Annotated in this window: 24 protein-coding genes and 1 pseudogene; 10 read left to right on the top strand and 15 right to left on the bottom strand. The window is 34.0% G+C overall.

Annotation, left to right across the window (positions count from 1 at the left end):
- Positions 1–9: 9 nt before the first annotated feature.
- Both ACK3CR_RS03865 and ACK3CR_RS03860 read right to left on the bottom strand, forming a co-directional pair.
- Positions 10–1,374: an aspartate aminotransferase family protein gene (locus ACK3CR_RS03865; RefSeq protein ID WP_328125057.1), complete on the bottom strand. Its 1,365-nt coding sequence runs from the start codon at positions 1,372–1,374 to the stop codon at positions 10–12.
- Positions 1,375–1,499: 125 nt separating this feature from the next.
- Entirely contained in the window at positions 1,500–1,727 is a 228-nt protein-coding gene (locus ACK3CR_RS03860; protein ID WP_243520480.1) for a hypothetical protein, read from the bottom strand.
- A gap of 796 nt (positions 1,728–2,523) precedes the next feature.
- On the opposite strand from ACK3CR_RS03860, the gene ACK3CR_RS03855 reads away from it, so the two are divergent.
- The 3 genes from ACK3CR_RS03855 (at position 2,524) to ACK3CR_RS03845 (ending at position 6,562) form a co-directional block, all read left to right on the top strand.
- Entirely contained in the window at positions 2,524–3,381 is an 858-nt protein-coding gene (locus ACK3CR_RS03855; protein ID WP_328125056.1) for a peptidoglycan-N-acetylglucosamine deacetylase, read from the top strand.
- Positions 3,382–3,913: 532 nt separating this feature from the next.
- Positions 3,914–4,342, top strand: coding sequence for a hypothetical protein (locus tag ACK3CR_RS03850; protein WP_328125055.1), 429 nt, complete (start codon positions 3,914–3,916; stop codon positions 4,340–4,342).
- A gap of 1,242 nt (positions 4,343–5,584) precedes the next feature.
- Positions 5,585–6,562: a bile acid:sodium symporter family protein gene (locus ACK3CR_RS03845; RefSeq protein WP_328125054.1), complete on the top strand. Its 978-nt coding sequence runs from the start codon at positions 5,585–5,587 to the stop codon at positions 6,560–6,562.
- A 175-nt stretch (positions 6,563–6,737) separates the two neighbouring features.
- Here ACK3CR_RS03845 and ACK3CR_RS03840 read toward each other — a convergent pair whose 3' ends face one another.
- Positions 6,738–6,893, bottom strand: coding sequence for a hypothetical protein (locus ACK3CR_RS03840; RefSeq protein WP_243520472.1), 156 nt, complete (start codon positions 6,891–6,893; stop codon positions 6,738–6,740).
- A 279-nt stretch (positions 6,894–7,172) separates the two neighbouring features.
- Here ACK3CR_RS03840 and ACK3CR_RS03835 point away from each other — a divergent pair, with 279 nt between their 5' ends.
- Positions 7,173–7,523, top strand: a complete 351-nt coding sequence (locus ACK3CR_RS03835) for a hypothetical protein (RefSeq protein ID WP_243520470.1) — start codon at positions 7,173–7,175, stop codon at positions 7,521–7,523.
- Between the two features lie 68 nt (positions 7,524–7,591).
- Here ACK3CR_RS03835 and ACK3CR_RS03830 read toward each other — a convergent pair whose 3' ends face one another.
- Positions 7,592–8,470 (bottom strand): Rpn family recombination-promoting nuclease/putative transposase, encoded by an 879-nt coding sequence (locus tag ACK3CR_RS03830; protein WP_480381061.1) that lies wholly within the window; start codon positions 8,468–8,470, stop codon positions 7,592–7,594.
- Between the two features lie 1,005 nt (positions 8,471–9,475).
- Between ACK3CR_RS03830 and ACK3CR_RS03825 the strand changes: the two genes are divergently transcribed.
- Positions 9,476–10,876, top strand: coding sequence for an MFS transporter (locus ACK3CR_RS03825; protein ID WP_328125251.1), 1,401 nt, complete (start codon positions 9,476–9,478; stop codon positions 10,874–10,876).
- Positions 10,877–11,419: 543 nt separating this feature from the next.
- Here ACK3CR_RS03825 and ACK3CR_RS03820 read toward each other — a convergent pair.
- Entirely contained in the window at positions 11,420–12,334 is a 915-nt protein-coding gene (locus ACK3CR_RS03820) for a 1,4-dihydroxy-2-naphthoate polyprenyltransferase (RefSeq protein ID WP_328125250.1), read from the bottom strand.
- Between the two features lie 513 nt (positions 12,335–12,847).
- Here ACK3CR_RS03820 and ACK3CR_RS03815 point away from each other — a divergent pair.
- On the top strand, positions 12,848–13,237 hold the full coding sequence (locus ACK3CR_RS03815) for an SET domain-containing protein (RefSeq protein WP_243520602.1): 390 nt from the start codon (positions 12,848–12,850) through the stop codon (positions 13,235–13,237).
- A gap of 124 nt (positions 13,238–13,361) precedes the next feature.
- On the opposite strand, the gene ACK3CR_RS03810 is transcribed toward ACK3CR_RS03815, so the two are convergent.
- Complete coding sequence (locus ACK3CR_RS03810) at positions 13,362–14,024, bottom strand: ParB N-terminal domain-containing protein (RefSeq protein WP_243520600.1); 663 nt, start codon at positions 14,022–14,024, stop codon at positions 13,362–13,364.
- A gap of 184 nt (positions 14,025–14,208) precedes the next feature.
- On the opposite strand from ACK3CR_RS03810, the gene ACK3CR_RS03805 reads away from it, so the two are divergent.
- Positions 14,209–14,490, top strand: a complete 282-nt coding sequence (locus ACK3CR_RS03805; RefSeq protein ID WP_243520598.1) for an AbrB/MazE/SpoVT family DNA-binding domain-containing protein — start codon at positions 14,209–14,211, stop codon at positions 14,488–14,490.
- Between the two features lie 281 nt (positions 14,491–14,771).
- Positions 14,772–14,945 (top strand): DUF3934 family protein, encoded by a 174-nt coding sequence (locus ACK3CR_RS03800; RefSeq protein ID WP_243520596.1) that lies wholly within the window; start codon positions 14,772–14,774, stop codon positions 14,943–14,945.
- Between the two features lie 111 nt (positions 14,946–15,056).
- Here the strand turns inward: ACK3CR_RS03800 and ACK3CR_RS03795 are convergent, their stop codons facing one another.
- Complete coding sequence (locus tag ACK3CR_RS03795; RefSeq protein WP_164468797.1) at positions 15,057–15,212, bottom strand: hypothetical protein; 156 nt, start codon at positions 15,210–15,212, stop codon at positions 15,057–15,059.
- Positions 15,213–15,554: 342 nt separating this feature from the next.
- On the bottom strand, positions 15,555–16,523 hold the full coding sequence (locus ACK3CR_RS03790; RefSeq protein ID WP_328125199.1) for an NAD(P)-dependent alcohol dehydrogenase: 969 nt from the start codon (positions 16,521–16,523) through the stop codon (positions 15,555–15,557).
- Between the two features lie 395 nt (positions 16,524–16,918).
- Here ACK3CR_RS03790 and ACK3CR_RS03785 point away from each other — a divergent pair, with 395 nt between their 5' ends.
- Positions 16,919–17,224, top strand: coding sequence for a DUF5634 family protein (locus ACK3CR_RS03785; protein ID WP_243520591.1), 306 nt, complete (start codon positions 16,919–16,921; stop codon positions 17,222–17,224).
- Positions 17,225–17,562: 338 nt separating this feature from the next.
- Here ACK3CR_RS03785 and map read toward each other — a convergent pair whose 3' ends face one another.
- From map to ACK3CR_RS03765, 4 genes and pseudogenes are all read right to left on the bottom strand, one after another.
- Positions 17,563–18,303: a type I methionyl aminopeptidase gene (gene map / locus ACK3CR_RS03780; protein ID WP_328125200.1), complete on the bottom strand. Its 741-nt coding sequence runs from the start codon at positions 18,301–18,303 to the stop codon at positions 17,563–17,565.
- A 187-nt stretch (positions 18,304–18,490) separates the two neighbouring features.
- Positions 18,491–18,670 (bottom strand): annotated as a pseudogene (locus tag ACK3CR_RS03775) (hypothetical protein); the annotation flags it as partial.
- A gap of 885 nt (positions 18,671–19,555) precedes the next feature.
- Entirely contained in the window at positions 19,556–19,825 is a 270-nt protein-coding gene (locus ACK3CR_RS03770; RefSeq protein ID WP_488974813.1) for a hypothetical protein, read from the bottom strand.
- Positions 19,826–19,829: 4 nt separating this feature from the next.
- Entirely contained in the window at positions 19,830–21,014 is a 1,185-nt protein-coding gene (locus ACK3CR_RS03765; RefSeq protein ID WP_328125202.1) for a ParM/StbA family protein, read from the bottom strand.
- Between the two features lie 1,268 nt (positions 21,015–22,282).
- Between ACK3CR_RS03765 and ACK3CR_RS03760 the strand changes: the two genes are divergently transcribed.
- Positions 22,283–22,894 (top strand): DUF3967 domain-containing protein, encoded by a 612-nt coding sequence (locus ACK3CR_RS03760; RefSeq protein WP_328125203.1) that lies wholly within the window; start codon positions 22,283–22,285, stop codon positions 22,892–22,894.
- 578 nt (positions 22,895–23,472) lie between these two features.
- Here the strand turns inward: ACK3CR_RS03760 and ACK3CR_RS03755 are convergent.
- The 3 genes from ACK3CR_RS03755 to ACK3CR_RS03745 form a co-directional block, all read right to left on the bottom strand.
- The gene (locus ACK3CR_RS03755) at positions 23,473–24,462 is read right to left on the bottom strand and encodes a hypothetical protein (protein WP_328125204.1); all 990 of its coding nucleotides are present in this window, start codon (positions 24,460–24,462) and stop codon (positions 23,473–23,475) included.
- Between the two features lie 459 nt (positions 24,463–24,921).
- The gene (locus ACK3CR_RS03750; RefSeq protein ID WP_488974812.1) at positions 24,922–25,467 is read right to left on the bottom strand and encodes a replication-relaxation family protein; all 546 of its coding nucleotides are present in this window, start codon (positions 25,465–25,467) and stop codon (positions 24,922–24,924) included.
- Between the two features lie 10 nt (positions 25,468–25,477).
- Complete coding sequence (locus tag ACK3CR_RS03745) at positions 25,478–26,644, bottom strand: FtsK/SpoIIIE domain-containing protein (RefSeq protein ID WP_488974811.1); 1,167 nt, start codon at positions 26,642–26,644, stop codon at positions 25,478–25,480.
- Between the last annotated feature and the right edge of the window lie 77 nt (positions 26,645–26,721).

The raw sequence follows: 26,721 nt of genomic DNA, 5'->3' as shown, positions 1-26,721 counted from the left end.
TATCACCTACTAACGCAATCCGAACTGGGCTTCAGCTTTTTTTATAGATTCATAGAAACGTTGTAATACGTCATCAATTTGCTCTTTTGTCATGATGAGAGGCGGTAATAAGCGAACCACTGTGCCAAATCGACCGCCAACCTCTAAAATTAAGCCGCGTTTAAAGCATTCCTGTTGAATTTCACTTGCAAGTTCAGGGTATGCTGGATAGCTTCCTAGTTGATTGGCTTGTGCTTTTGGATTAACAATCTCCACTCCAATCATCAGTCCGCGTCCTCTTACATTACCTATTGATGACATCTCTTTTTGAAATGCACGTAGCTGTTTCATGAAATATGCTCCATTCTCAGCAGCCTTCTCAGGCAGATAATGCCCTTTAATATACTCTAAGCCTGCTTGACCAGTTGCCATCGCCATTTGATTTCCTCTGAATGTTCCAATATGTGCTCCTGGTTCCCACTGGTCAAGGCTGCGGTCATAAAGTATCACTGATAATGGAAGACTTCCTCCAATCGCTTTTGATAACACAAGAACATCTGGTTCAATCCCTGCGTGCTCGAAGGCAAACATTTTTCCTGTACGACCAATTCCGGTTTGTACCTCATCAATGATTAACGGAATATTTCGTTCCTTCGTGATTCGCCGAAGCTCCTTTAACCACTCAATCGGCGCTGGGATGGAACCGCCTTCCCCTTGAACGACTTCGACAATAATGGCTGCCGGAGTAACAATTCCACTTTCAGGGTCATCTAGTAAATTTTCAATATAGGTGCTGCTCACCTTATGTCCTTCTTTTCCAATACCAAAAGGACAACGATATTCATATGGATATGGTAGAAAATGTGTATCTGGGACAAGGGCATGAATATTCTTTTTTGGCCCTAAGGTTCCACTTACACTTAAGGTTCCATGTGTTGAACCATGATAACCTCCTTGGAATGATAAAATCGATCGATTCCCAGTAGCTGTTTTTACTAATTTCAAAGCAGCCTCAATTGCATCTCCGCCTGTAGGTCCACAAAATTGAATCTTTGCTTTTTCAGCAAACGAAGCTGGTAAGGAAGCAAATAATTCATCAACAAATTTCTCTTTTACAGATGTTGTGAGATCAAGTGTATGTAATGGAAGTTTTGAAGCTAGCACCTTTTGAATTGCTTCATGGATCACAGCATGATTATGTCCTAAAGCAAGGGTGCCTGCTCCTGCTAGGCAATCGATGTATTGTTTTCCATCCATATCTGTTACATATACACCTTCAGCCTGTTTAATCGCTAGAGGAAGACGTCTAGGATATGACCTCGCATTCGATTCCCTTTTTTCCTGTGAAGCTAATAATACTGAATTATCCGAATATGATGCAGTTACTGATACCATAAATACTCACTCCTTAAACAATTTTAAATTTAATTGATAAAGATTTTCATTATCACTCTAAACAACACAGTAATTGATAATGATTATCAAAGTCAATAGATTTTGCGAAAATCAAATCATAGTACCTAAAATGGAAATAAATACGGTTCGAATGGTCCTATTTTTTTATCTAACTCTTCAATTGCATTTACCAGTGTTTCTACTTTAGCCATCTTTTCACTAAAGACAGTGACCTCTAAATTCTCATCTGTAAATTCTTCAATCACATTACTAATCACTTCTATAGAATCAGTTGATTCCTCCGCAGACGAATGATTATAGGAAGGTGAAGCAACACCTAATGCTAAAATCAAAAACATTAAAACTGAAATCAGATTTTTTATTAGAAAAGTGCCTATTATTCTCTTTTCAGAACCATACACTTTTAAATGGGAATTTAGTTGTGTTTATCTCTAAATTTCGCTTTTGTTGAAAATGTTACAACTAAGGATAATGAAGCTTTTTAAGAGAAGAAAAATATCAAGTTCTATTTTTTTATTATTTGATTTCATTTTCCCCACCCGTATATAGGTTAATTTATATGAAGTAAGAAAATCACCAAGGTATAGCTTTGGTGATTTTCTTACTATATTAATAATTTACCTAGTATCAAATATGTTCTTTTATAATACAAAGATTTTGAGACGAATTTTGATACAAAAATAAGTTACGATTGAGGAATAAAGAGAAGAAGCAGGGGAATGTCTCAAAAACCGTGGTTTTTGGGATATTATTAAACTTATTTTAGAGTAATAGTATCCATACATCCGAAATTGAGTGATTAATTACAATTTTTAAAAGTTTTCGGACTAGAATCATTATAAAAAACCTAAAAAGTAATATCATTTTGTAAATATTAGGATTCTTTGTTTAGGAAGTTATTAAACAAGTTTATTAACCTAAGTACATTCTTTTGAGTATTTTTAAGAATCAAAGTCGGCTTTGTCAGGTGTTTTTTTCTTTTGAATGTAGTTTATTATAAGTTTCTCGACATATAAATTATTAAGGTATCGTTCATTATATTTGGAAACTGAATAAGAAAGTGTTGTTTACGTATAATGGAAAGAATCTGCATTGAAAGTATGTATAATAAACTTAGGAGGTATTTCAATGATGAATTATTTTAATCCCCTAGATAGACTACGAATGCCAGTCCCTTTTCAAGGATATCCTTATTATTATCCACAGTATAGAATCCCTACATCACATTACCCACAAAGTTGGAATACATTCCATCCTTCCATTAAAACAAATCAAATACACTATTTTCCTAGAAACTTCACCCCAACTCCATACTTAAAAGAGGATGTGAGAGGATCATGGACACCTTTTTCATGGGTAGAGAAGTATGCCTATGCATTTTCAGGTCCGTATAATAAAGCTGAAGTTGCTCTCACATTTGATGATGGTCCAGATTTGGTGCATACTCCTCTCATATTAGATAAATTAAAAAAATATGGCGTTAAAGCTACTTTTTTCTTATTAGGTGAAAATGTTGAGAAGCATCCTAATGTTGTAAAAAGAATGGCAGCAGAGGGGCATATAGTGGGGAATCATTCATATGATCATCCCAATTTCGTAAAGATAAGCAATGAAGAATATCATAATCAAATTCTAAAAACAGGAGAAATGATCCAAAAGTTAACTGGATATTTTCCAAAATTCATCCGTCCCCCTTATGGCTTTATCAATGAAGAGCATCTGAAATGGGCTAATGAGCAAAGATTTATGATTATTCAATGGAGTATAGATACATTAGATTGGAAAGGAATCAGTGCAGAGGCTATTACTGAAAAAGTATTTGCTAATGCTTTTCCTGGAAGTATAATCTTACAACATTCTGCACCATCTGGAGCGAAATTAGAGGGTTCTGTGAAAGCTCTTGATCTAATCATTCCTCAACTTCAATCTAAAGGAACAAGATTTGTAACTCTTCCAGAAATGTTTTCTACTTCAAAGGAAAGATGAATAATATGATTTTGATGAAAAAACTTCAAGGTAATTTTAATTAATCTCTAAATCTTGCATATACTAATACTATCACTCCAAAAAAGTGAAAGCATATTATTTATATGAATAATATACCATTTGATTAAGTTATTATGGTTATTGTACTGACGAATTTTTAGTGCAAAAGAAAAAGAGAAAAGTTACTTATTCCTGACCCATCTCAAAAACCATGGTTTTTTGAACCTCAAACAAATGTCGATGTAACCAATCATGACTAACCTTTAATCTGCAAAACTTTGTATTAGAAACAAATACATTCCTTATTATCCCTTAACTTCATTTTATTACCATGTAAAAACCGTAAGTTTATCCCTATTTATACATTAAATGATTTTTGTTACGTTATACATATAGTAAATATTTAATTTAGTTAAAAAATTTAAATGGAGGATGTTAGAATGAGACAGCGTAGTATTTTTATACTAGTTTATTATTAGCTTTTACTATAGCGTGTGTGCCTATATCAAATGCAAAAGCAGCTAATAAAGAAATGATTGCAAGTGACGATTATGATAAGAGGGTTCAGCAATATAAAGAGGATTTTGAGTTTATTTATGAAAAAGCCGCAATAAATGACGAGAATGGTAATGTTATAAACTTTGACTTTGATAAAATTAGAGATAAATATGGAGATTCAGAAACCATTGATATGTTAGAAGAGGAGATTAATGGTGAGGGACAAACAATGAGTACAATGAGCACTTCAGCCTATTGGAGTTGTATGAAATCGTCTCTTATTGACTTTTTTGGAGTAAATGCTGTTCAAGTAGCTATAAATGGTGGAATTGCTAACTACATAAAAAAACATGCTTTTAAGGAAGCTGCAAAATTAGCTGTAAAATATTTTGTTGGTACTAGTGTTGCCGGTTTAATTACTACACTTACGTATTATGGAACAAAATGTGCTTTTGCTGAGTAAAGAGGGCTATAGTGAGTACAAGTAACAAATTATTATTTAAATTACTCCTTATTGTGTCACCTATTATTTTTATAATTATATTCATGTTATATAACTTATTTATTAACCATAAAGATTTTTCATCTAGTGCTATGGTTACTTTATCTTTGGCAGGTATATACTATTTTTGCATCAGTATATATTTTCTCCTCTTTAATATGAAGGAGAAAAATGAATAAAATAGCTATTGTGTAAAAGAGAAGTTCTTTCTTTTAGAAAGAACTCCTCCTTTGGTTTCTTTATAGAATATTTATCCCTTGTTTAAATAAATTATACTAACTCCAAACTTTTTATTTCCCTTTAAGTATATCTTTATGACTGTTCCTACTATATAAAAAATACTTAGAGCATTAACTCTAAACGTAGCAATTTATATTCATTTTAAGATTCTAAATTAAGTAGAAGCTTTCTTTTTTAATTCCAGAATAAGCGCAATAATTCCGATAAGGCCACCTATTGCAAAAAGATAAGAAGTAAATGGTATTGGTTCATCTATTAATAAACCTCTTACTCCATAAAAACACAGTATAATATTACCAATTAAACCAATTACAAGCCGAATATTTTTATTAATGTTTTCGACCTCCTTTTTGTTTATACAATACCATATAAAGTAAATTATTCTCCCTAATATATAATGAATACTCTATGCGATTTTAGTTAATATAATGAGTTTTATCAGAAGTAAAACTAGTACAAGCACCGTATTTGTGTTGCCAATATGGTGCTTAAAAATGAAGCTTCACATCATTTTAAGGTCGAACAAGATGCAACAAAGCTTCGCAATGTTGCCTTGTTCTCTCCGCCCTTCGGTTGCTCAAAATGAAAGAAAAAAGCCATCTCTCGAATCGCATTGACCGGAGGTGTAGTTGTCAATTTGGACAACTACAAAAAAATAAAAACACAGGAAAAAGAGAGCATAGCCGATGCCCTCTTTTCCTTTATCAGCTTCAAAGCTGAAATATAAAAAAATGCCCTTAAGAGAAAAGAAGAGAGAAATGTTTATATAAGGAGGAGGAGACGTGAAGACGTCCTTCATTACTCGACAATCAAATTTATTTTCTGAATAATATGGACTTTCAAAATTCTTAAGGTTATAATAACTAACAATTTATCTCAAAATTATGCAAATAAAAGGGGAGGAAACAATAAAAAAATCTATGAAAATTAAAAATGACTAAAAAGATTGGAGAATGAACAGCAATGAATTTAGTAAATCAAATCAGTACATTGGCGAATAAGTACTTCAGTGTTATATCTATTTTATTTGCCATCGCAGCGTTTAGTTGGCCTGAACAGTTTGTCTGGTTAGGGTCTTACATTACTACTCTACTCATGATTGTCATGTTTGGTGTAGGAATGACATTAAAACCAGTTGATTTTAAGATGGTTCTTACGAATCCAAAGCCTGTCATTGTTGGCGTGTTAGCACAATTTACGATTATGCCTTTGCTCGCATTAGGAATCGCCATCTTGTTAAACCTTCCACCGGAATTGGCTGCGGGGATTATTTTAGTTGGATGTGTCCCTGGTGGTACGTCATCAAATGTTATGGTCTATCTTGCGAAAGGAAATACGGCGCTGTCGATTGCAATGACATCCTTATCGACCATGTTGGCGCCAATTCTTACACCAACCCTTCTCTATTTCTTAGCAGGGCAGTGGATGCCAGTTGACCCAATGGGAATGTTTGTATCTATTATTAAAGTAATCATCCTCCCCATTGCCTTAGGATTCCTGATTCAGAAAATCATTCCAAACATTGTTGAAAAGGGTGGGGCAGTCCTGCCGTTAATCTCTGTTATCGCGATTGCTCTTGTTTGTGCGGCGGTTGTTTCTGGGAATAGAGACAATATTGCCTCTTCGGGAATGATTATTTTTGTAAGCGTCCTTTTACATAACATATTGGGATTATTTATTGGCTATTTGGTCGGGATTTTAATGAAGCTAGATATAGAGACAAGAAGAGCCATTTCAATTGAAGTCGGAATCCAAAACGCTGGATTAGGAGTATCTCTTGCCAAAACACACTTCGCTGCTTCTCCCCTAACGGCCTTGCCCGGCGCTGTGGCTGTCACGTTACATGTCATCAACGGATCCATTCTGGCGTCTTATTGGTCGAGAAAGGAAATTAATAAGAAGGAAAGTGGCGTGGGTAAAGATATAAAAATAACGGGGTAAGGAAAGGCTTTGGGCGTCCATCATCCCTATACGATTTTTTAGTTGTGTATGATATACAAACTTAGTTAACATAATGAGATTTATCAGAAGAAAAGCCGTTGGAATCCTTAGTTCCAACGGCTTTTCGAATATGTATGACTGCAAGTTGAAATTTTAGTTTCTCTCTTCCTTCGTGTTATCCTAAAATTGCAACTGTTATAATTGATAAAACTATACTGAACAATAAAGACATAAGCCAATCTCTTTTTGCTGTCAGTTTAAAAATTATATTTAAGAATGAACTAATGACAATCAAAATAAGAAAAACAAATAAAAGCATAATAAATTCCATTTTCTACTCCTCCTTAGACCATCTCCATTTCTACCTCTCTAACTTCCTATTAATCCCATTTTATCAAAAGGCAAACCATAAAGCACTATGTATAAACTATACAAAATTAGTTTACATAATCCATCTTCGAGGAAGTTAGAAAGCCATAGCCTCTTTGTTTCCCAAGGAGTACATAACTTTTGGAATACTCTTAAACTCAAAACTTAACAAAATAAAGAAATTCCTTTTTTCTTTGGAAAGAATTACAATAGAAAAATATGAAAGAAAAGGAAATAAGTTATGGTAGAAATATTTTGGCACGTTTATTTAGGTTTATTAGGAACTGCAGCAATTGGTTTTTTAATTAAAGGAGAAAAAACGCTTTTCTATATGGTTGATTTCATTATCTCCATCTTCACTTGGCTTGGACTTTTTGGATATGTCACTCATACAATCATGTTTACACCATTTGTATGGAAGCTTGTATTTGTTGGAGGTCTCATTTGGGATATTGTATTTAGCCTTATTAAGGGCGTAAGGAATGAAGAGCTTGAAGGGATACCTACATCCATTCGATTTATCCTTATGTTAGTCACTACTCTTATCTTGCTTGGTCCTTTGTATTATGGGCTGTTTAATTATGCATTCTAAGAAGTGAGAGTACATAAATAAAAAAAGATTACCTTATACTCCGATAGGTAATCCTTTTTTCATTAAATTTATTGATGTCGAAGGTTATTAATCTCCTCTTGGGTAAGACCTGTAAGATCACTTATGGTTTCATTGTCTATGCCTTTTTGAATCATACCTAGAGCCATATTTTTAATGGTTTCCTTTCTTCCTTTTTCTTCCCCTCTGCTTTCGGCTCGTTTTAATGCAGATTTTTCATCCAATAAAGCCTTTCTTCTTGCTTCATAAGCTAGTAAAACTTCCGGATCTTGACTCACACGTTCCCATTCGTCTATTGCTTTTTTCAGTACTTGATCTTCTTGCATCGCAATCTCCTCCAGTACTTGAGTGATTTCTTCATCTTCCGATGCTTCAAGTAATAATAACCATCTTACTAATTGATCTTCTCTCGGATCGACTTCTTTTCTACGCCACTTAATAAGTAGTTTGGGAAGTTCCATAAAATGAATTTCTAACATATCTGTTAATAATAACTTTTCTTCTCTTTCGTATAATTGGAAGACAGAATGATAGTGGTTGATATGGGATAAGTAACGGAAGTTTACAATATTAATGGTAATCGTTTGACATAACTCCCCATAGTCCATTCCTTCCTTCATTTGACTGCTATACATCTTAGACCAATAGTAAAGCGTTCTTTTTTCCATATCATGTTTATTATTAAGTTGAATTTCAATGTTTATACGGGTTCCATCTTCTAATTGGGCATGAACATCTAGGATGGATCGTTTATCTTCTTGATATTCCTTATTAAAATGTGGATCTAATAAGTGAACGGTCGTAATTTTCTTTTCCTCTGGTAAACGTAGAGCTGCATTTAAAAAGGCAGCTAAGATGGATTCATTTCCATGCGTTCCAAAAAGAGATTTAAAGGCAAAATCGACACGTAAATCTAATCGTTTTGTCATTATATCCTCCATGATTGTTTCTTTTCCTCTAGTATAACATGAGTTGTACTTTTTCCTCTTAAGTATACTTTTAATGATACTTTGTTTTTGTTCCAAATAATAGGGATGACTCTTTTATTGAATTTAGGATAACTCTTCCCATTTATATTTCTCGGTTTATTATGACAGCCATAAAGGGTAAAGACGAATAGAATATTTTTCATTTATAATCAAGAACAATCTTAATGATCTTATTGAAAGTTCATCAAAGAAAGTGAAGGTTTTCTATGAAGAAAAATTTAAAATTACAGCGACGGATTACCTATTGCCCACGTGTTAATCGTTCTGTCAATCATGACATTTCTTATATTCATTCAAATGGACAAAGCGAAATAATTGCTACTTGTACAGGTATTGAGGATAAATGTTATGACTGCTTTATCCTAGAGACATATAAATAATCATAAAAACGTTAGATTTCTTATAGTATAAGATAGATTTTTTTAATTATCATAATCTTTGTTATCAGAAATAAAAGCCGTTGGAATTAATAATCTCAACGGCTTTTTTCTATATCTAAACATGTCCAAATGCTTCTCATTGACCCATATTTCTACTGGTTCAAGCACCGCACCTTATTTGCGATGTAAATACCCGCCTCGCTTGCTTGAAGTAAAAAAATGATTGACTGTCTGACGACACTCTTTTTCTTATTCACTTACAAATAAAAAAGCCTTCACGATTTCCCATCAATAGGTTTAGTGATCAGCATCGATATTCAAAAAAGGCTATGCATCCACATGAAATAGAGGATTTCCATCATTCATTTCTGGAGGATATCTCACAGACACTTTGGGAATATTAAAAATTAAATTGTTTAATATTTTTAATTTCTTTAAAGCATATCCACTGAGTGTTACAAAAATGTATGTTAACATAAAAGACGTGAGAAAATTGGGTGGGTGCAAATTTTAGGAAAATACACCCAGATTTATGGAATCACACAGTTGGAGTTGACATAATTAAATGAAATTTAACAAGGAAAAAATCAACGTTGTAAACATGCAACAAGCTAAGAAAAGCGTGTTTGCTACAGGGATAGGAAATGCGATGGAATGGTTTGACTTTGCTTTATATTCTTATTTGGCAGTTATTATTAGTCAAAACTTTTTCAGTCCCGTTCAAAACGATGAATTAAAGTTAATATTTACTTTTGCTACATTTGCCATTGCCTTTTTACTGAGACCCGTAGGGGGCATTATTTTCGGTAAAATTGGGGATAAATTTGGTCGAAAAATAGTATTAACGACTACTATTTTAATGATGGCTTTATCTACTTTAATAATAGGGTTACTTCCTACATATGATCAGATTGGGATATGGGCTCCTATATTATTACTCTTAGCTCGTATCCTACAAGGTTTTTCGGTGGGTGGAGAGTATGCTGGTGCAATGGTATATATTGCTGAATCTTCCCCAGATAATAAACGTATAAGATTAGGTAGTGGTCTAGAAATTGGCACATTATCTGGTTATATCATAGCTTCTATTTTAGCTACAGTCCTTTTTTGGACTTTATCTGATGCTCAGATGAATAGTTGGGGATGGAGAATTCCTTTCTTCTTGAGTATTCCAATAGGATTATTTGGTTTATATTTGAGACGTCATTTAGAAGAAACACCAATCTTTGAAAATGACATTTCTGAGAACCAAGAACAACAACCAGGTTTATTAGAAGTCATTAAAACATATAAAAAAGATATCTTCTTATGTATTGTATTTGTGGCATTCTTCAATATAACCAATTACCTGTTGTTAGGTTATATGCCTTCTTATTTAGATGAAAACATTGGGATAAGTGATACGATCAGTACACCGATCACAGCCATTGTATTGATTATTATGGTACCTTTCGCTATAACTTTTGGCAGACTAGGAGATAAATTAGGAAATAAACGAGTTATAACCATTGGATTAATATTGGGAATTGTATTTTCCATTTTCTCTTTCCAAATTCTTAATATGGGAAGTATGGCCTTCCTATTTATAGGACTTTTAATGTTAGGTATTGTTTTATCTGTATATGAAGGTACTATGCCAGGATCTTTACCTACGTTGTTCCATACTAACATTAGATATCGTACATTATCATGGACATTCAACATATCAGTCTCTATTTTTGGTGGAACAACACCTTTAGTGGCTGCTTGGTTAGTCCATGTGACAGGAAATAATTTGGCGCCAGGCTTCTATTTATTAGCCGTTAGTTTAATTGGTTTAATAGTTGTATTAACTTTATTTAAAGATACTTCAGGTAAATCTTTAAAAGGTTCTTACCCTACAGTTGCTTCTAAGGCTGAGTACAAAGAAGCTGTTGAAAATCCAAAAGATTCATTATGGTGGCAAACAGAACAAACAGATAAATAAATCGAATTAAAAAGTACCCACTCAATTGAATGACAACCCGAAATATGGACACTAAAAAATAGCGTCTGTATCTTGGGTTGTTGTTTTACTTATCGGGGTATCGACCACGTCTGTCCCTCCTATTTTGATTTTCTTAACTCATCGGTATCACTATCGAAAATTCCTTCGCTCTGTATGAATCAATAATTTATATATATTAATTTTCTTTTAAATAATTTGCATGTCATGAATAAACTTTTATCGCTTGAGTAAACTACTCAAGATGCAATATAGCATCACCTCATAGTGTATAATTTTGCAACAGAAAACCTTACTGGGCATGGTCAGTAAAGTTTTCCGTTTTTACTCCGTTGTAAACTATTCATCTTTAGTTAACATAATTCTCGTTATAGTAAGTTAAAAGTTTTCTGTTTCTTGCTCAATTAAAGCACCCCGTTTATTGAATAAGAATGAGTATCCCCAACTTTCTTACCTCTTTGAGACTGGGAATCGGCAAATAAATAAAAAAAGCATCCCCTCTACCATTTGGGAATGCTTTTCTATTTAAAACAGATAACTGATTAATAATCCTGTTGATAACAGAAAGGCAAAAACCGTATTTGTTATCGCTGTTGATTTCATTGCTACACGCATATATTGAGGTTCTTTTGCTCCTTTTCGAAAACCTTGAATTGCAGAAATTGGCGTCTTCAAACCCAAGAACATAATTAATAACCAAGGGCTTACATATCCCATTATCACAATCATCACTATCCATAAATAGGAAACTAAAAAGGAAATAGCTAGCGTTACCACTGCTTTCTCTCTCCCAAGGAGGATAGCCAACGTTTTTCTTCCACCTTTAATGTCTTCATCAATATCTCGGATGTTATTAGACATGTTGATTGCCCCTACTAAAATTCCAATCGGAATGGAAATCAATATACTTTCAACTGTTAACGTATTAGTTTGAATAAAGAAAGAAATTAATACAAAACCTGTACCCATTGACAATCCAGAAAGTAACTCTCCAAGTGGCGTATACGCAATTGGTAATGGGCCGCCTGTATATAAATAGCCCACTGCCATCCCAAATAAACCGATGACCACTAACCACCAGCTACTATTCATGCAAATATACACACCGATAAATGCTGCCACAATATACAATAAAATAGCAACGGTTAAAACATTTTTTGGCTTCAATCCATGACGAACGATTCCACCACCAATTCCAACAGAATCAGCAGTATCTAATCCACGTTTAAAATCATAATATTCATTAAATAAGTTCGTTGCGATTTGCAATGCTAAACATGCCAGCATCATCGCCATAAATAAAAACCAATTAATCTTGGTTTCATAAAGGGCTGCAACTGTCCCTAATACGACAGGAGCAAATGTTGCTGTTAATGTATGAGGTCGCGTCATTTTCCACATTAATTTAGCAGAACTGATTTCTCCTTTTTCATTCTCCATAAATCTTTCCATCTCCCTGCATTTTCAGTATTACATCACTAGAAGTATTCTTTCTACCTACTTCCTGTTTCCATGATACATTATATCAAGTCAATGCTATCCTTGACATGATTTAATATTAGGAAAGTAAAAAACATACATCAAAATTTGAACTACCCTGCACTTTTAGTTGTAGAAAGAACCATGCATATCCTATACATTTCCAATTTATATAATGTATCTTAGGGGAAGTCAGAAAAGTCCAGATCCTTTGTATCACAAAGGATCTGGACTTTTCCTTTTTTTTCGTTATGTAAGATTTTATACATTGTTGAACTATCAAGCTTTCCTCACTTCTCCAACATAAAAAGAGGGCATAAAAATCCTAGGTTTTATGCCCTTACTAAATTCATAGATTACTTGCAATTGTTCTAAAGTTTTTGCACCAGAATCAAATAGTTGATTTTATCACCCTAAACTGTCAAGCTTAACGAAGAACAAAATCTTTGAGGAAAGAATATATAGGTGACAAGTATGATTGAAATAAAAACATCTGCGCTAAGCGATGGAGAATTCAATAGAGGTGTATTCGCTAAGCAAGATATCAAGAAAGGGACGCTTCTTCATGAAGCACCTGTTATCCCTTATCCTAATAAAGAGCATGAACACATTGAGAAGACAGCACTTGCGGACTATGCTTTTGAATATGGTGTAAATCATACAGCTATTCTTCTAGGCTATGGTATGCTGTTTAATCATTCGTATACACCTAATGCTACTTATAAAATTAATTTTGAAAATCATACCTTTGATTTTTACGCTTATACGGATATCCAAGCAGGAGAAGAGATTCTTATTAACTATAATGGAGATGTAGATAATCAAGAACTCCTTTGGTTTGATCGTGAAGATGAGAACGAGTAGCAGTAAAAAAGTAAGCCCATCGATTTTCGATGGGCTTACTTTTTCATCTCAAGACATTGTAGAATTCAATCGAATTTTGATCTATTCTTCTTTTTTATTCTTATAAAGAACAAAAATAGAATCTTTAGTAATGTACAGGAACACGATCTAAATTCTTTTTCTTGGCTACAAAATAACGACTATAACTATCGAGAAGCTCATGTGTATCTGGATCAATAATAATCGGTTTATCTACGGTTCCATTCTTCTCAATACTTTCTTCTACTGCTTTTTGTTTCGCTATTCCTGGTGTAAATTGAAGAAAGGTTTCCGGAACCTTAATTTCTTCTAAGGACATCCAATCCTTCGTTCCCTTTGGAACAAGAAGAGGCTTTTTCTCTTGCTGTGGTTTACTTTCTTGTTCGGATTTACTTTCCTCTTGTTTTTTAGCCCTTGAACCCTTTTTGGGTGTTTGTTTTGGTTGTTTCTCCTCTTTTCCTTTGTCCTCAATTTCTTGTATTTGCATACAAATAACGCCAATCTCACCTGTACATTGTTCAAATGGAATATCCAAACAAGGCTCACCTTGCACAAGGAAGCGTCGTAGAGAAAATTCCTCATGGCTTATATTTAATTTGTTAAATTGTTTTTGACTCAGGACAACCGTATAGGTAATGGCATTACTTTTAAATGGTATACCTTTTGGTGCATTGGGACTTCCCTTTTCCTCCATATCAAAAGCCAGGTACTTCCCATAGTCTTGAATTGAGCTCGTCGGACAGCCAGTTAAACTGATTTTGTGAGCCATCGTTCTCCCTCCTTCTCTTTCTATATTCCTAGTATATATACCCTTATATACGATTGAACAGAGGAGAAATCCAAAAAACAACAGAAAAAAAACATTTTCCCATGATTTTATGAATTTACTACATTATTAATATTTCCTATATTTGTTACAATAAAGAAATCAAAGAGAAAGAGGAGTGGAATAAGTGAAAAGTACAGGGATTGTAAGGAAGGTCGATCAACTGGGACGTGTGGTCTTACCAAAGGAGCTAAGAGAAAATCTTGCTATTGAAAAGAATGATCCTTTAGAAATCTTTGTAGATGAGAATCAAATCATCTTAAGAAAATATCAATATCATAAAGCTTGTATGATTACGGGAAAAATATCAGAAGACAATATGGTATTAGCAAACGGAAAAGTAGTATTGAGTCGAGAAGGAATGGAGATTCTCTCTAAAGAGGTAGGGCAAATCGACGTTTACGTCTAAAGGATGAATAACAGGTATAAATGAATATGTATAGATGTGATGACAGACCCGAATTTTGCATTTATCTTTTGTTTCGTGGGTATTCCACTGAATGTAAAGTTCGGGCCTCTTTTAACATGTACTTTTCATTGTTTAATCGACTTTTAAAATTATTTATTGTTCAAAATAATATCTGACTGTTATATGCTTATATTTCATTGTGTTTGGTTTTTACCAAAGTAAAAGGATAAGACTAACTAATGATAGTTACCTTAACGTACAAGAATAATGGAGTTGATTTTATGAGTAAAGCTAAGGGTAAAGGCGGAACAGGCAGAGGAACAGGTAAGAAGGGCTGGAATCGTTGGCAAGCTAGTGCAAAAAAAGCAAAGAGTGCAAAACCCTACAAAAGTAAAGGTGTTAAAAATAGCGATGGTACAGAGACAACTATTAATGGTGATAAATTCGAAAAATAGTGGCTGTTGCTAAAAAAGACTATTACTTAATGAACTAACGAATGCATTAGCTGAAAATCAGCGCTGTCGAATCGATTTCATAAAATAAAAAATAACCCCGAAAGATCGAGGTTATTTTTTATTTACTTGACGTCCACTTTTTTTGGAGCTTTGTGAACTTGTGTTTCCAATTTGAAATTCATTACCTAGTTCAACATCATTTCTTTTATCCTGTTTCTCGATTTGCTTTCTTGTTTGATCCTTATTTTGCATCCCTTGTTTAGACAATACATATCCATCTCACTTTCAATGTTATTGTTTTTAATATGCGCAAGTATAAGAAAAATACGTATTATTTATTTTAAAAATAATTCTTGTCTTTAGTAACTTATTATTTAGAACTTGTTGAAATATCAGGTACGTCAGCTTAAAATTGACTGTCTTTAAGGCAGTCTTTTTCTTTACGCAACTAAAAAAAGATCAACCAGAAATATTTTCTTATCTAGCTAACCTTATAATACGAACGGGCAAGTTAGCTGAACAAGAATAGACACATCTTTATTTGTATATTTTATTAAGTTTATTTTACATAAGCAGGAATGATTAGGGGATTTTATTGTCATTTTTAAATTATAGAGTAATTACCACTTTGCCTTGAGCGTGACCTTCCTGAAAATATTTGAATGCTTCAGTTATTTCACTTAACTTATACCGTTTATCAATTATTGGTTTTACTTTTCCAGTATCAAGTAATTCTTTTACACAATTCAGGTCTTTTTGGTTTGCTCTCTGTAATAGGTTACTTATTTTCTTACTTCCAGTCATTGAAATAAAAGGTCCAAGAACTAATGTTTGAAAAAGTTGTGATTCGGAACCTCCCACGTGAACGAAATTTCCATTTGGTTTTAATACACGTTTATAAGCTGATATGGAATTAGAACCGTTCACACCAAGAATCAAGTCATAACTCTCCTCATTTTTTGTGAAATCCTCTTTTGTATAATCAATAATATGGTCTGCTCCTATCGAATGCAATATTTCTAAATTTCTTGTACTACATACACCTGTTACTTCAACCCCAAATGATTTAGCAATTTGTACTGCAAAAGTACCAACACCACCAGACGCCCCATAAATTAATACTTTCTGTCCCGATTTAATCTTACCTTTATCACGTAGTCCTTGTAAGGCCGTCACACCTGCCATAGGTGTCGCAGCAGCTTCCTCGAAGGAGATATTGGCTGGTTTTAAGGCTAGAGCATATTCGGGGACAGTTACATATTCAGCAAAACCACCCCAGCCACAACCAGAGAGGTCACCAAAAACTTCATCACCTACTTGAAATAGCTTAACGTCTTTACCAACAGCTTCAACTTTACCAGCTATGTCACCTCCGGGTATGGAATATCTTGGTCTCGTTAGTCCGAAAGCAAAACGAGCTAAGAAAGGTTTTCCTTTCAAAAGAACCAAGTTACCAAAGTTCAAGGATGCCGAATGAACTTTTACCAATATTTGATTCTCAGTAGGTAAAGGTTTTTTTATCTCTTTTAATTCAAGAACATCAGGTGGACCATATTTATTACAAACTATAGCTTTCATAAAAACTTCCCCCATTTTCTTAATTGTATTTACAAATAAATAAAGGAACTATAACAGAAAGTTAGTGAAGTGTTATTATGTAAATATTTATTTATACGAAATAACGAATGAAAAAATTCAATAAATATTAGAGTAATAAAAATTATTCAAAAAAATAAAAGTAAGGTTGTTCTTAATCATAGATAATGAGGAGTATGTGAAGTATTGTACTTAAGCTAATGGAACGACTTTATTGTTTTTTTATTATAGTGAAGTATCTTACACCAAAATTTAAATAACTCTATTGTCATTTTACACTTAGTGCAAAACACTTTTATTTTATGAAGAAAACAGGGTTTAAATGAATGAAAGTATGACATATTAAGGGAAAGAACCATTTGGAAGGGAGAATTTTAGTGGATTATCTATCTCGCGAACAAATCATGAATGAATTACAGCAATCCTTTCAACCCTATTTAAATATGTATGGAATTGAAAATATCGGTATTTTTGAAGAAGAAGGACAAGACAATCGCTACTATCTTGGATATACAACTCAAAAAGATGGCAAAACCCATCATATTCATCTGCCTTTTCAAAAAAATAATGATGGCGGGTTAGCTCCAATTGATGGTAAGTGGACGGTAGAATCAGACAATCCACTGGAAAAAGATCTTAAAGAATTTGAAGATCTGGATCATGTATTCCGCGAAATATACTAACGATTACTTAGATTACTTAGGTGAAGGGCATTTGGTAAATCATCACTCAGGCTTCATCGGCTTTATAATAAGCTTGTGCTCCATAGACCTCTTGAATAGCTGATATGCCTATTCAATTTTCAAACTCATATGTTTGGTTTGAATCACAATCTTTTGTTGTCCTTTCATAATTAAATCAGTGCTGAAATTTATCAAGATTTAAATCGTAAAAAGTCATAAAAAAATAAAGGGTGATACATATTGTACATGTACAATATGTATCACCCTTTTACTGTTGGTTTATAAAAAATTTAATTAATTTCTACTTGTGTTGCTCAACAATCGCATCCTATTTGCTCTTACAATGTAGTAATAATTGGTCCTTCCTTCGTAAGAATAATTGTATGTTCGTATTGAGCCACAAAGCTTTCATCGGTTAGTAAGGTCCATTCATCTTCGGATTGGAAAACCTCCTCTTCAAATGTAGAGATAAAAGGTTCAAAGGCAATTACCATGCCATCTTTTAAAATCTCATCATCCTCGTGAGAGTAGTAATTGAAAATATGTTCTGGTTCTTCATGAATGGAGCGCCCAATACCATGTCCAGTAAGATTTTTTATGACGGTTAAGCCATGCTGTTTTGCTACATTGTGTGCAGCTTTTCCGAGCGCGCTTTTTTTCGAACCTGGTTTTGCCTTTTTAAGTCCAGCTTCGAATGCTTCTTTAGCAACGTCACATATTTTCTGTAAAATGATCTCCCCCTTCCCCACTACAAAGGAAATTCCGGTATCTGCGAAATAACCATTTTTCGAACCTGAAACATCAATGTTAACAAGGTCCCCTTCTTGAATAGTCCGTTCCCTCGGAATCCCGTGCGCTACCTCTTCATTTATGCTAATACACGTATACCCAGGGAAATCGTATTCTCCCTTTGGTGCAGATTGAGCACCTGCTTTTTCAAACATCGCTGCCGCAATTTCATCAAGTTCTTTTGTAGTCACTCCAGGTTTAGCACAATGGACTAATTCATCTCGAATCGACCCGCAAATTTCACCAATTTCTTTTAATCCATTAAAATCCTCTTCTGTCTTTGCAATCATCGTATACCCTCATTTTTTAAAGTATTTTATAATCAGTATTCCATTTAGATTATAGTATAAACGGAACAGCTTTTTCTTCAACAAAAGGTTCGTTGTAAGAATAGGAAATCCGAAGAATACCATTCTCAATTCCTAATTTTTTTATATACCTCTCCATAAAATATTAACACTTCACATCATGTTAATATTTTATTAATAAGTTTTCCAGGTAAAGTTCTCGTTCATTCTGTTCTCGAAAAAAGCCCAGCGTTTCAAGCTGACCTTTCAAAAACTCTTGTTGTGAAATTCCTTTTTCTTTCGCTATTTCATTAATTTTTTTCACGGCAACTGGATCTACATTTCTTACTTTAATCTCCCTTTCATTCATCCTTTCTCTAAATGAAGTGCACTACATTTTGAAAACCTGAAGAGCATAAGGGGTTTTTGCCCCCACTAAGGTGTGGGATTAGGCAGAGCCTAACAAAACCATGGGTACAAAGAAAAGCGCCAAACGTCCCCTCAACGTCCCCTCAAATCATGGTGGGGGCCCCTCAGCGTCCCCACATTTTTTCATGAAGTCCCTTCAACGTCCCCCCAGGTTTTCTCAAGTTCAAGCTAAATCTTGCTCTTTTTTGTTTAACTTTTTGAGCTTCTATTTCAGCTTTTTCTGTCTTAATTTGATACTTCATATTGGCTTTAATTCGCCAATTTCTTTTCGTAAAGCTCTCTGATTTTCCACCGCAATTTCAGTCGTTTTTTCGTAGGACTTCCTTTTCCTTTTCACTTCTTTTTGCTAAATGTCGACCACTAACAATCCGGAAGCTTACCTATTCTTAAATGACCTTTTTGGACTCGGAGGTGTTTTTGTTTAATCAGAAGAGGTTGCCTGAACAAGTTCACCTTCTCGATTTTCGAGACAAATCAAGCGTTAAAACTTCCTAATCTAAAGATAATTGTTTCACCCTTCCCACGTCCCTGAGATAAAAATTCAATCTGTAAGTCTACCCTTAAATGGACTTTTTCTAGACCTTAAAAGGAAACGCCTCTCCCTTTTATTTATTCAACTTTTTCATTTTATCTCCCTACAAAAACTAGCCCTCACATGATGTGAGGACTATACTCTATTTCCTAAAAGTCATTAAAAAATCGATTTCGGGTTAACCTCTTGATAATTGATTTTACTTTTGGCTTCTGGTTTATTCAGTTCTTCATTTACTGAACGTTCTTTTTGTACAGAGGAAGACGTTTTTTCAGGGATAGATGCATCTTTTCCTCAAGATCCCCCTGAAAGGATACTCTCCTTTACCATTAAAGTATCTTTTCCTCTAAGAGCCTCTAAAATAAACATATCTCGACTCATTTCTTTATCGACATGATGATTTAAAACACTCTCCGTTCCGTACAACTCAATCATATGGTACACAATTTTACGTAAAGAAAGCGCAATGTTATCTTGATTTTCAAACCATTCGTAAAACTCATCGGTTTCGTTGCTTTTAAATTTCCAGTTATACTGGGTTTTTCTCTTCTTTTCATTCGTCATACCTTTACATCACCACAGTTTCTTTGTATTCTTCTGTAAATAGCATGTTGCGATTTAAAATATCTAATCCTTTCACGTTCATATCAACGGCATATCGTTCTGGAATCCAAAGGACTTTTGCATCCACGGAATCCGCAAATTCCTTCAGATACTTATACATATCTTCTTTAAACTCAATGGATCCTCCACCATAACAAGCTAAGTATTCCGGTTCACTGGATAATGTAGTCGTATACTTACGTTCTACATCTTCCAGAATGAAATCAACTTGATTAATACGCGCCTCACGTAAGTAATGAACAGCTAAATCATGATCTTTTGGATACTCATCTGGTCGTTCAATATACTTGGCAAATTGCTGACGGTTAACGTTTAAGCCTTTGCGTTCTTCTTTCATCAATTGGATGGCTTCTTCTACTGCATGACCTACTCCTCGTCTTTCCCCCGTACACTGTTCTGGTTGTGGGTTCACACCTACGGAGTAAATATACTCAGTTGTTCCACTTCCAATATCGATATGCATAATTTTGGAGTTCGTGAAATGCGAACCATCAACTTTCTTCATTCCATACTCTTTACAAAACTCTTTAAACATATCATTTGGCCCTTCAAAGATCGCATATAATGCCGGAATACCTTCTTTGGTAACCTTTACTTGTGAAAAGTTTAATTCTACGGTTACCTGTTCTTGACCTACATACACAATGACCACATGAGAAATTTCCATAAAACGCTCTTCTAACTGTCTCGCTGTCTCTATATTGTGTTGGCTAGCTGGAATGGCACTACTCATACCCACCTTTGCTTTTATGAATTGAGGAAGGTTTCTTTCCCCATCATAATGTTTTTGCACAGCTCTCCCTGCTACATAACCTAACGTATTGATTAAAGGTAAATCACTACTATGTTTTTCATGAACAGCAATATCCATGTTGCTTACGCCTTCTGTGGTTTGAATTGCTCGTTCTCCAATCATATATAAACCATCACGACGAATCGATGGGCTTGAAATATGTACGAGTAATTGATCAATGAGATTGGTTACGTTCTTTTTTACATCATTCTCATAAACTGATGGCTTTCTGTTAATTCGTTTATAAGCACTTGGAACTTTCACTACCTCTTTCATGCCTGGTTCAAGAATCTTCATTTTATCGTTGCCGATATCATTCGCAAGGATCAACTTCATTATTAAATCCCACTCCCTTTTTTAATTATCCTAGTTAGATTTTAACGTATTTTATACCTTAAATTAACCTTTTTTATATAATTATTTAATTTAAAATGTATAAAAGAGTTTTCAATCCATCTCCCCCTTGGCTAAGATTGATATTTTTAATAAATTAATTATATAATGTATATTTTTTTTATATAAAAATGTTAAAAAATAAAATATCTCAATACAAAAAATAAAAAAACAATCTTAATTTATACTTTTATTATATAAAATATAAATATTTTCATATAATTAGAGCAACAAAAGTAAAGTAATCAATTATTTTAAAATGTGAAATTTCCAGGCTACCTTAAGGAACAAGCCTATTAATTAGACTTTTGGGCTAAAATAAAGAACTTTTGTATTGTCGCAGTATCAAGAACAGGGTACGAACATGTTCTAGAATAAGATAATGAAGCTTTATTCTTAATAGAAAAAGAACGAGAAATCTTAATCCTACTAATCTCTCCAAAAGGCATAACTTAACACCATAGGAAAATCAATATAATTTTACAAGACGTGAGAACAACTTTATTTTTTTACACAAACAATATAATTTTATCGCAAATATAAGCAATAGTAATGAAAACACCTTTAAACTTATTGTTATCAACGGTTTTAAATCCCTGAAGAACAAGTCTTGTTCTCATCAAGAACAAGACTTGTTCTTCAATTTCATTACAATATTCTCATCATAAGAACAAGTTCGCGAACAAGATCAGGAGTTAATAAATCGTATTATTGTTTATTTAAAAATTATAGTAAGTAAATAAGAAGGAGAATATAGTTCAGCATAGAACTATTTGTTAAAATAAGAAATGTAGTAGTATTATTGAAAGTAAGAATAAAAGAGGAATAGGGTTTAGAATAGGATAAACAAATTTCATTCTGAATGGGGAAAGAACGAGAAATCTCAGTACACTTAAATGTCTTCTATAAGATACGACCTAATTCCAAAGGGAAATTATTATTATTTTATAAGACTCAAGAACAACTTTAAAATCTTCACACTCAAAAATATAATCTTATTGCACATAAGAGAAGTTTTATTTTCCACAAAAATTGTTAATGATAACACCTTTAAACCCAGTGTTATCAATGGTTCTAGAGAAATAGAGAACAAACCTTGTTCTTAACGAGAACAAGGCCAGGTCCTTTTATCTTATTGCAGTATTTCTAGTGCGGGAACAACCTCGCGAACAAGAGTGTGAATTAATTACTTTACTATGGAAGGTGAAAAAATGACAGAACAGGAGAATGAATTTGTATTTTTAGGTGGGGAAGTTTCTAAAAACCTTGGTATTCCTCGTAGTTCTTTAACGAAATATTGCTTGGCTTTAGAAGAAAAAGGGTATCGTTTTATAAGATATGAGAACAACTCGAGAGCCTTTACAAACAAAGATATAATCTTGTTACAAAGAATGAAAGACTTAGTTCGTGAGAAAAAAATGACAATGGAAACATCGGCTCAAGTAGTTTTATCAAAGCTTCCAGAAGACGAGAAAACTGGTACTAGTCTTAACCGTAATCATTATGAAGCTGATCATTCAAATGAGATGGTTGTCGCACAAGAACAGGTAGGGGAACAAGAGAACAAGGCGATAACTTTAATTATGAAGAAACTAGAACAGTTTAACGATGTTATGGACCGGTTAGACTTAATGGAACAGGAACTTAAAGAAATAAAATCACAAAATGAACTTTTACAAGAACAAAATGAGCAGCTTCAAACAAACGTGGAAGTGAATTCATCAAAGAGAGATGAAAAACTTGTCTCATTAATGCGTGAGGTTCAAGAAACTAGAAAGATGATTGCAACTGCTAAAGAAAAGAAATGGTGGAAATTCTGGTGAATCCATAAATAGGGGGGAATCCCTTATTTTCTTTTACTCCTCTCTATTTAAATTAAAGTGAGTTTCCTTTTAGGAGTTTGGTGAATTGTTATACATGATTTATTGGTTTGGTTTTGAGGTATAATATAATAATAGAAACTCTTATAGCCATGGATTTCTATTTAATCACATCCCCAGTGATTCTGCTATAACTTCAAATAAATCAGGAAAACCTTTTATAAAGTAGTTCTTTACTATTTTTATAAAAGATGATTAAAAGAAAGAATAAATGCGAAAAAAATTATAGCAAAGAGAAAGAAACAACCTTATTCATTAAGATCTATAGCAACAATTCGAGAAAAGAGAAAAGTAGACAAGTTCTAGCATTATAGAGCTTTTTTATATGAGAAAATATTACATAAATATTTCACATGAATTCTAAGGAGTCATTTTTATGACTCCTTACTTTTTAACAATTTTCTAACAAGTGGATACATAACTTCAAAAATTCAAATCACCGAAATAGGCTTTATTCTCGCCAATTCTTCATTTTTATCACTGATAATCCTAGCGATTTCACAACCTTTAGTTGGCAATAGTTACGCATAATGGGCCAAAATAGCCTTCATTTTCGCTATTTCTTCTTCTTCAGCTACTATAGCTACAGACTCTTCGCTTTCTGTTCTATTCTTATCCTCTTGTTTTTCTTGGAACCAATCCGGCAGCATTTCTTTACGCACAATCTTACGAGGGGTTACAACTACAGACTCTTCTTTATCTTCGGTTTGCACAAGTTCATTAAATTTATTTAAAGCAATACGATACACCAACTTACATTGCTCTTCAAAGCTCATAGAACGCGTTTTTATGTATGTAAATAAAGCATGAATAGATTCATAAGCAATAGAGTGAATATCCTTTTTAGAAAGAGTTATAGAGACAGACTGGCACACTTTTTGAGAAGCCACACGTACACGTAAATAGAGATCCCTTAAAGAATCTTTAAATACATCTTTAAAGGTTTGATTAATGAGTTTAGGGACTCCTTTGATAAAAGGAATTGTTTTGTACATAAAATGATTTTTAATATAATTATTAGGTAAAGAATAGGTAGAAACTTTTTTTGACTCTTTATTCTTACTCTCACAAGGGATTTCAGCATTTTCAGCTTGGACATCAGCTTGGACATCAAAGTCAAAATACGTTGTCCAATGGGCGAAATAAGGGTGATTTACAAAGAAATAAACAGCAGCGCCTCGACCATTATGTTTAGAAGAAGAACGATGAGCCTTCACGATCTTTCCAGCTTCCTCTAAAGTTTTCATGACACGACGGATGGTACGAGCAGAAATATCGTGCTTCTCAGCAAAATAAGTATCTTTCGCATAAACAAAGCCTTTATCTGTGGCTAGAAAGCAAATCATATCAATGGCGTCTCGTGTTTCTGGTTTTAAACGAACATATGAATCTCCAAATACAGATTCTACAATACTTAATAATTTATACTTCATTTGTTTCTGTTCATGTTGGGTTCTCGTATAAGATTCATAGTTTTGCATACGGGCAAAATCATCACTGAAAATTAACATATTTTCTCTCCTCTTTTCCTACGGAAAAAGAAAAAGGGTGTGTTTACCGTTTGAAAATTCGGTAAACACACCCTTTACGAAAGAGAGTACAATAAACCCTTGCAATAGTTAAAGTTTTGCTGTAAAATGCAGATAGAAACTTTAACTATTGTGAACAAGGTTTGAGGTAAGTGTTTACCGTGGGTTAGCACGGTGAGCCGTCGTAGGATGCGACCAACATCGCTACGATTGCCTTGAACCTTTTTTCTATTCCGAACTGTCTAATTGCTGTTATTATAGCAAACTCTACCAATGTGCACAATGTATATTCGACCTATTTTTATAGATTTCTCTTAAATGAGTCATTATTTTTTTGTTTATATATTATCTTTTAGAACATAGTTCTAAAAGATAAATAGTGTATCATAAGGGCTGCCTGGTTGCAGTTTGTCCATATTAAAATGTATGCCGTTTGTAAGTTTATAAAAAATAATTTTCAAAATCCTCTGTCGTTAGAATTTCCGCATTGATTTTATATTCCTGACACCAGCTTAGAATCCTTTCTTTTCTCACTGGATTGGTCGTATAAAAGATGAGTAAAGCTTGTTGATGACCTAAAGCTTGAAAAAGGGAATGATACAATTTGATTTTCTTTTTATTTTCGAGCATCTTTTGTTTGAGATCCACTTCCACAAAGCAAATGACACCGTGAAGAGAAAAGCGAGCATCACTAATGAGCTTATACGTTTCGCCCTGGATTCTCCATTCATTTGGGCGTTCGACTTTCCAATCTTTCGGACACCCATAATACAAGTAAATATCATTTCGTCTCACTTTATGTTCTAGTTGAGTTAAATGAGGTTTGTTCTTCTCCGATCCAATGTGTTGACGACCTTTCTTAGACAAATAATAGACATTTTCATGAAGACGCTTGTGGTTTAAAAAGGGACTCATATTATACAGAACGCGGTTTGCATTTCGAACACTCTTTAACTGGAATAGGTACTGCAATTGAGACCGACTCATACACTCCAACTTATCCAAGGCGTACATAATCTTCTCCTGTCTCGTTTGACACAACTGTTTGTTTTGCAATTTCATACCCTCCAATCCGTTTCCATATTTCCTCATGATTCAGGTAGGGGACTTGGACTTCTTTCACTTCATGCGTTTTAATCAACGCACGTCCTTTGATATTGGAAGGTAAGGTTTCGGCTCCATACGCATCAAGAGCTACCTTGGAGGCATAATCACTTCCTAGACGAAAACTAACCTTTAAATCCGCATTTTGCTTGATGGAGCCATTCAATACATTCGAGGTAGGGTATTGGGTTCCATACACCAATCGAACGCCCAGAGCGCCTCCTAGACGTGCGATTTCACTGAGTATGGATTGACACTGTGTTAATGTCTTCTTTTCTTCTTTCTCCATAAATTTTTCAGGTGTCAGTTGTGCGGCTTCATCAACCAAAACAAAAAGACGTTGAGAGAGGGGAGTGTCTACAATATTGGACCATCCTTGACGCTTAAAACGGTCCATTCGTTCCTTCATGTCCTTCTGTACCTGTTTCAAGGCATACAAGGCCTCTATGGAGTCACTGGCTATACGTTTGACTTGTTGAAGGTTCTTATACCGATCAAACTCTAATCCACCCTTTAAATCGATGATGATGAATTGAGCATCCCAGGGATGATGCTCGATGAGATAGGTCATCATGACTTTCATCATGACCGTTTTTCCAAAACGAGTCGTCCCGGAAATGGTGGTGTGGGGGGTATGGTCAAAATGGTGGAAATGCCACCCCTGATGGTTTTTCCCTAACGGGACCATCCAACCTTTTCGATAGGGAACCTCTTGATACGATACATAGGAAGGCATTTTATCTTTAGAAATCTCAATAATGAGCCATTTCTTAAACGATACGTTTACTTCTTGATCTAAGGTGACCGATAAAACCTGTTGTAAGGTTCGCAATGTTTTTTCTTCTAAAGCTAAAGGTGTGCGATAAATGAGCTTAATTTGTTTTGTACTTTTACACTCTCGAACAAGTTGAGGATATCGATTGTTTTTTCCTTCTTTTATACAAACGTGATACTGTTCAAATATTCGTTGAACGGTCTGATGTTCCTCACTAGATGTATTTCTTCCAAACCACAAAGCAGCTGCACTCGTTACAATTGGAATCGCCATAAGCTCCCACATCGTTCTCACTCCTTCTTTTTATCTTTTATAGATAGTTCCATAAAAAAGGAAGCTTCCAAATGCCTTTATTACGGAAA

This window comes from Priestia sp. TRM10 (assembly GCF_057808375.1).
Note: the sequence above shows the minus strand (reverse complement) of the source record. Positions and strands in the feature narration are given on the sequence as shown.

Excerpts from the sequence above, each read along its gene's own strand:
- ACK3CR_RS03865 (WP_328125057.1), bottom strand. The coding sequence starts at position 1,374 with ATGGTATCAGTAACTGCATCATATTCGGATAATTCAGTATTATTAGCT.
- ACK3CR_RS03855 (WP_328125056.1), top strand. The coding sequence starts at position 2,524 with ATGATGAATTATTTTAATCCCCTAGATAGACTACGAATGCCAGTCCCT.
- ACK3CR_RS03850 (WP_328125055.1), top strand. The coding sequence starts at position 3,914 with ATGATTGCAAGTGACGATTATGATAAGAGGGTTCAGCAATATAAAGAG.
- ACK3CR_RS03845 (WP_328125054.1), top strand. The coding sequence starts at position 5,585 with ATGAATTTAGTAAATCAAATCAGTACATTGGCGAATAAGTACTTCAGT.
- ACK3CR_RS03840 (WP_243520472.1), bottom strand. The coding sequence starts at position 6,893 with ATGGAATTTATTATGCTTTTATTTGTTTTTCTTATTTTGATTGTCATT.
- ACK3CR_RS03835 (WP_243520470.1), top strand. The coding sequence starts at position 7,173 with ATGGTAGAAATATTTTGGCACGTTTATTTAGGTTTATTAGGAACTGCA.
- ACK3CR_RS03830 (WP_480381061.1), bottom strand. The coding sequence starts at position 8,470 with ATGACAAAACGATTAGATTTACGTGTCGATTTTGCCTTTAAATCTCTT.
- ACK3CR_RS03825 (WP_328125251.1), top strand. The coding sequence starts at position 9,476 with ATGAAATTTAACAAGGAAAAAATCAACGTTGTAAACATGCAACAAGCT.
- ACK3CR_RS03820 (WP_328125250.1), bottom strand. The coding sequence starts at position 12,334 with ATGGAGAATGAAAAAGGAGAAATCAGTTCTGCTAAATTAATGTGGAAA.
- ACK3CR_RS03815 (WP_243520602.1), top strand. The coding sequence starts at position 12,848 with ATGATTGAAATAAAAACATCTGCGCTAAGCGATGGAGAATTCAATAGA.
- ACK3CR_RS03810 (WP_243520600.1), bottom strand. The coding sequence starts at position 14,024 with ATGGCTCACAAAATCAGTTTAACTGGCTGTCCGACGAGCTCAATTCAA.
- ACK3CR_RS03800 (WP_243520596.1), top strand. The coding sequence starts at position 14,772 with ATGAGTAAAGCTAAGGGTAAAGGCGGAACAGGCAGAGGAACAGGTAAG.
- ACK3CR_RS03790 (WP_328125199.1), bottom strand. The coding sequence starts at position 16,523 with ATGAAAGCTATAGTTTGTAATAAATATGGTCCACCTGATGTTCTTGAA.
- map (WP_328125200.1), bottom strand. The coding sequence starts at position 18,303 with ATGATTGCAAAGACAGAAGAGGATTTTAATGGATTAAAAGAAATTGGT.
- ACK3CR_RS03770 (WP_488974813.1), bottom strand. The coding sequence starts at position 19,825 with ATGACGAATGAAAAGAAGAGAAAAACCCAGTATAACTGGAAATTTAAA.
- ACK3CR_RS03765 (WP_328125202.1), bottom strand. The coding sequence starts at position 21,014 with ATGAAGTTGATCCTTGCGAATGATATCGGCAACGATAAAATGAAGATT.
- ACK3CR_RS03760 (WP_328125203.1), top strand. The coding sequence starts at position 22,283 with ATGACAGAACAGGAGAATGAATTTGTATTTTTAGGTGGGGAAGTTTCT.
- ACK3CR_RS03755 (WP_328125204.1), bottom strand. The coding sequence starts at position 24,462 with ATGTTAATTTTCAGTGATGATTTTGCCCGTATGCAAAACTATGAATCT.
- ACK3CR_RS03750 (WP_488974812.1), bottom strand. The coding sequence starts at position 25,467 with ATGAGTCGGTCTCAATTGCAGTACCTATTCCAGTTAAAGAGTGTTCGA.
- ACK3CR_RS03745 (WP_488974811.1), bottom strand. The coding sequence starts at position 26,644 with ATGTGGGAGCTTATGGCGATTCCAATTGTAACGAGTGCAGCTGCTTTG.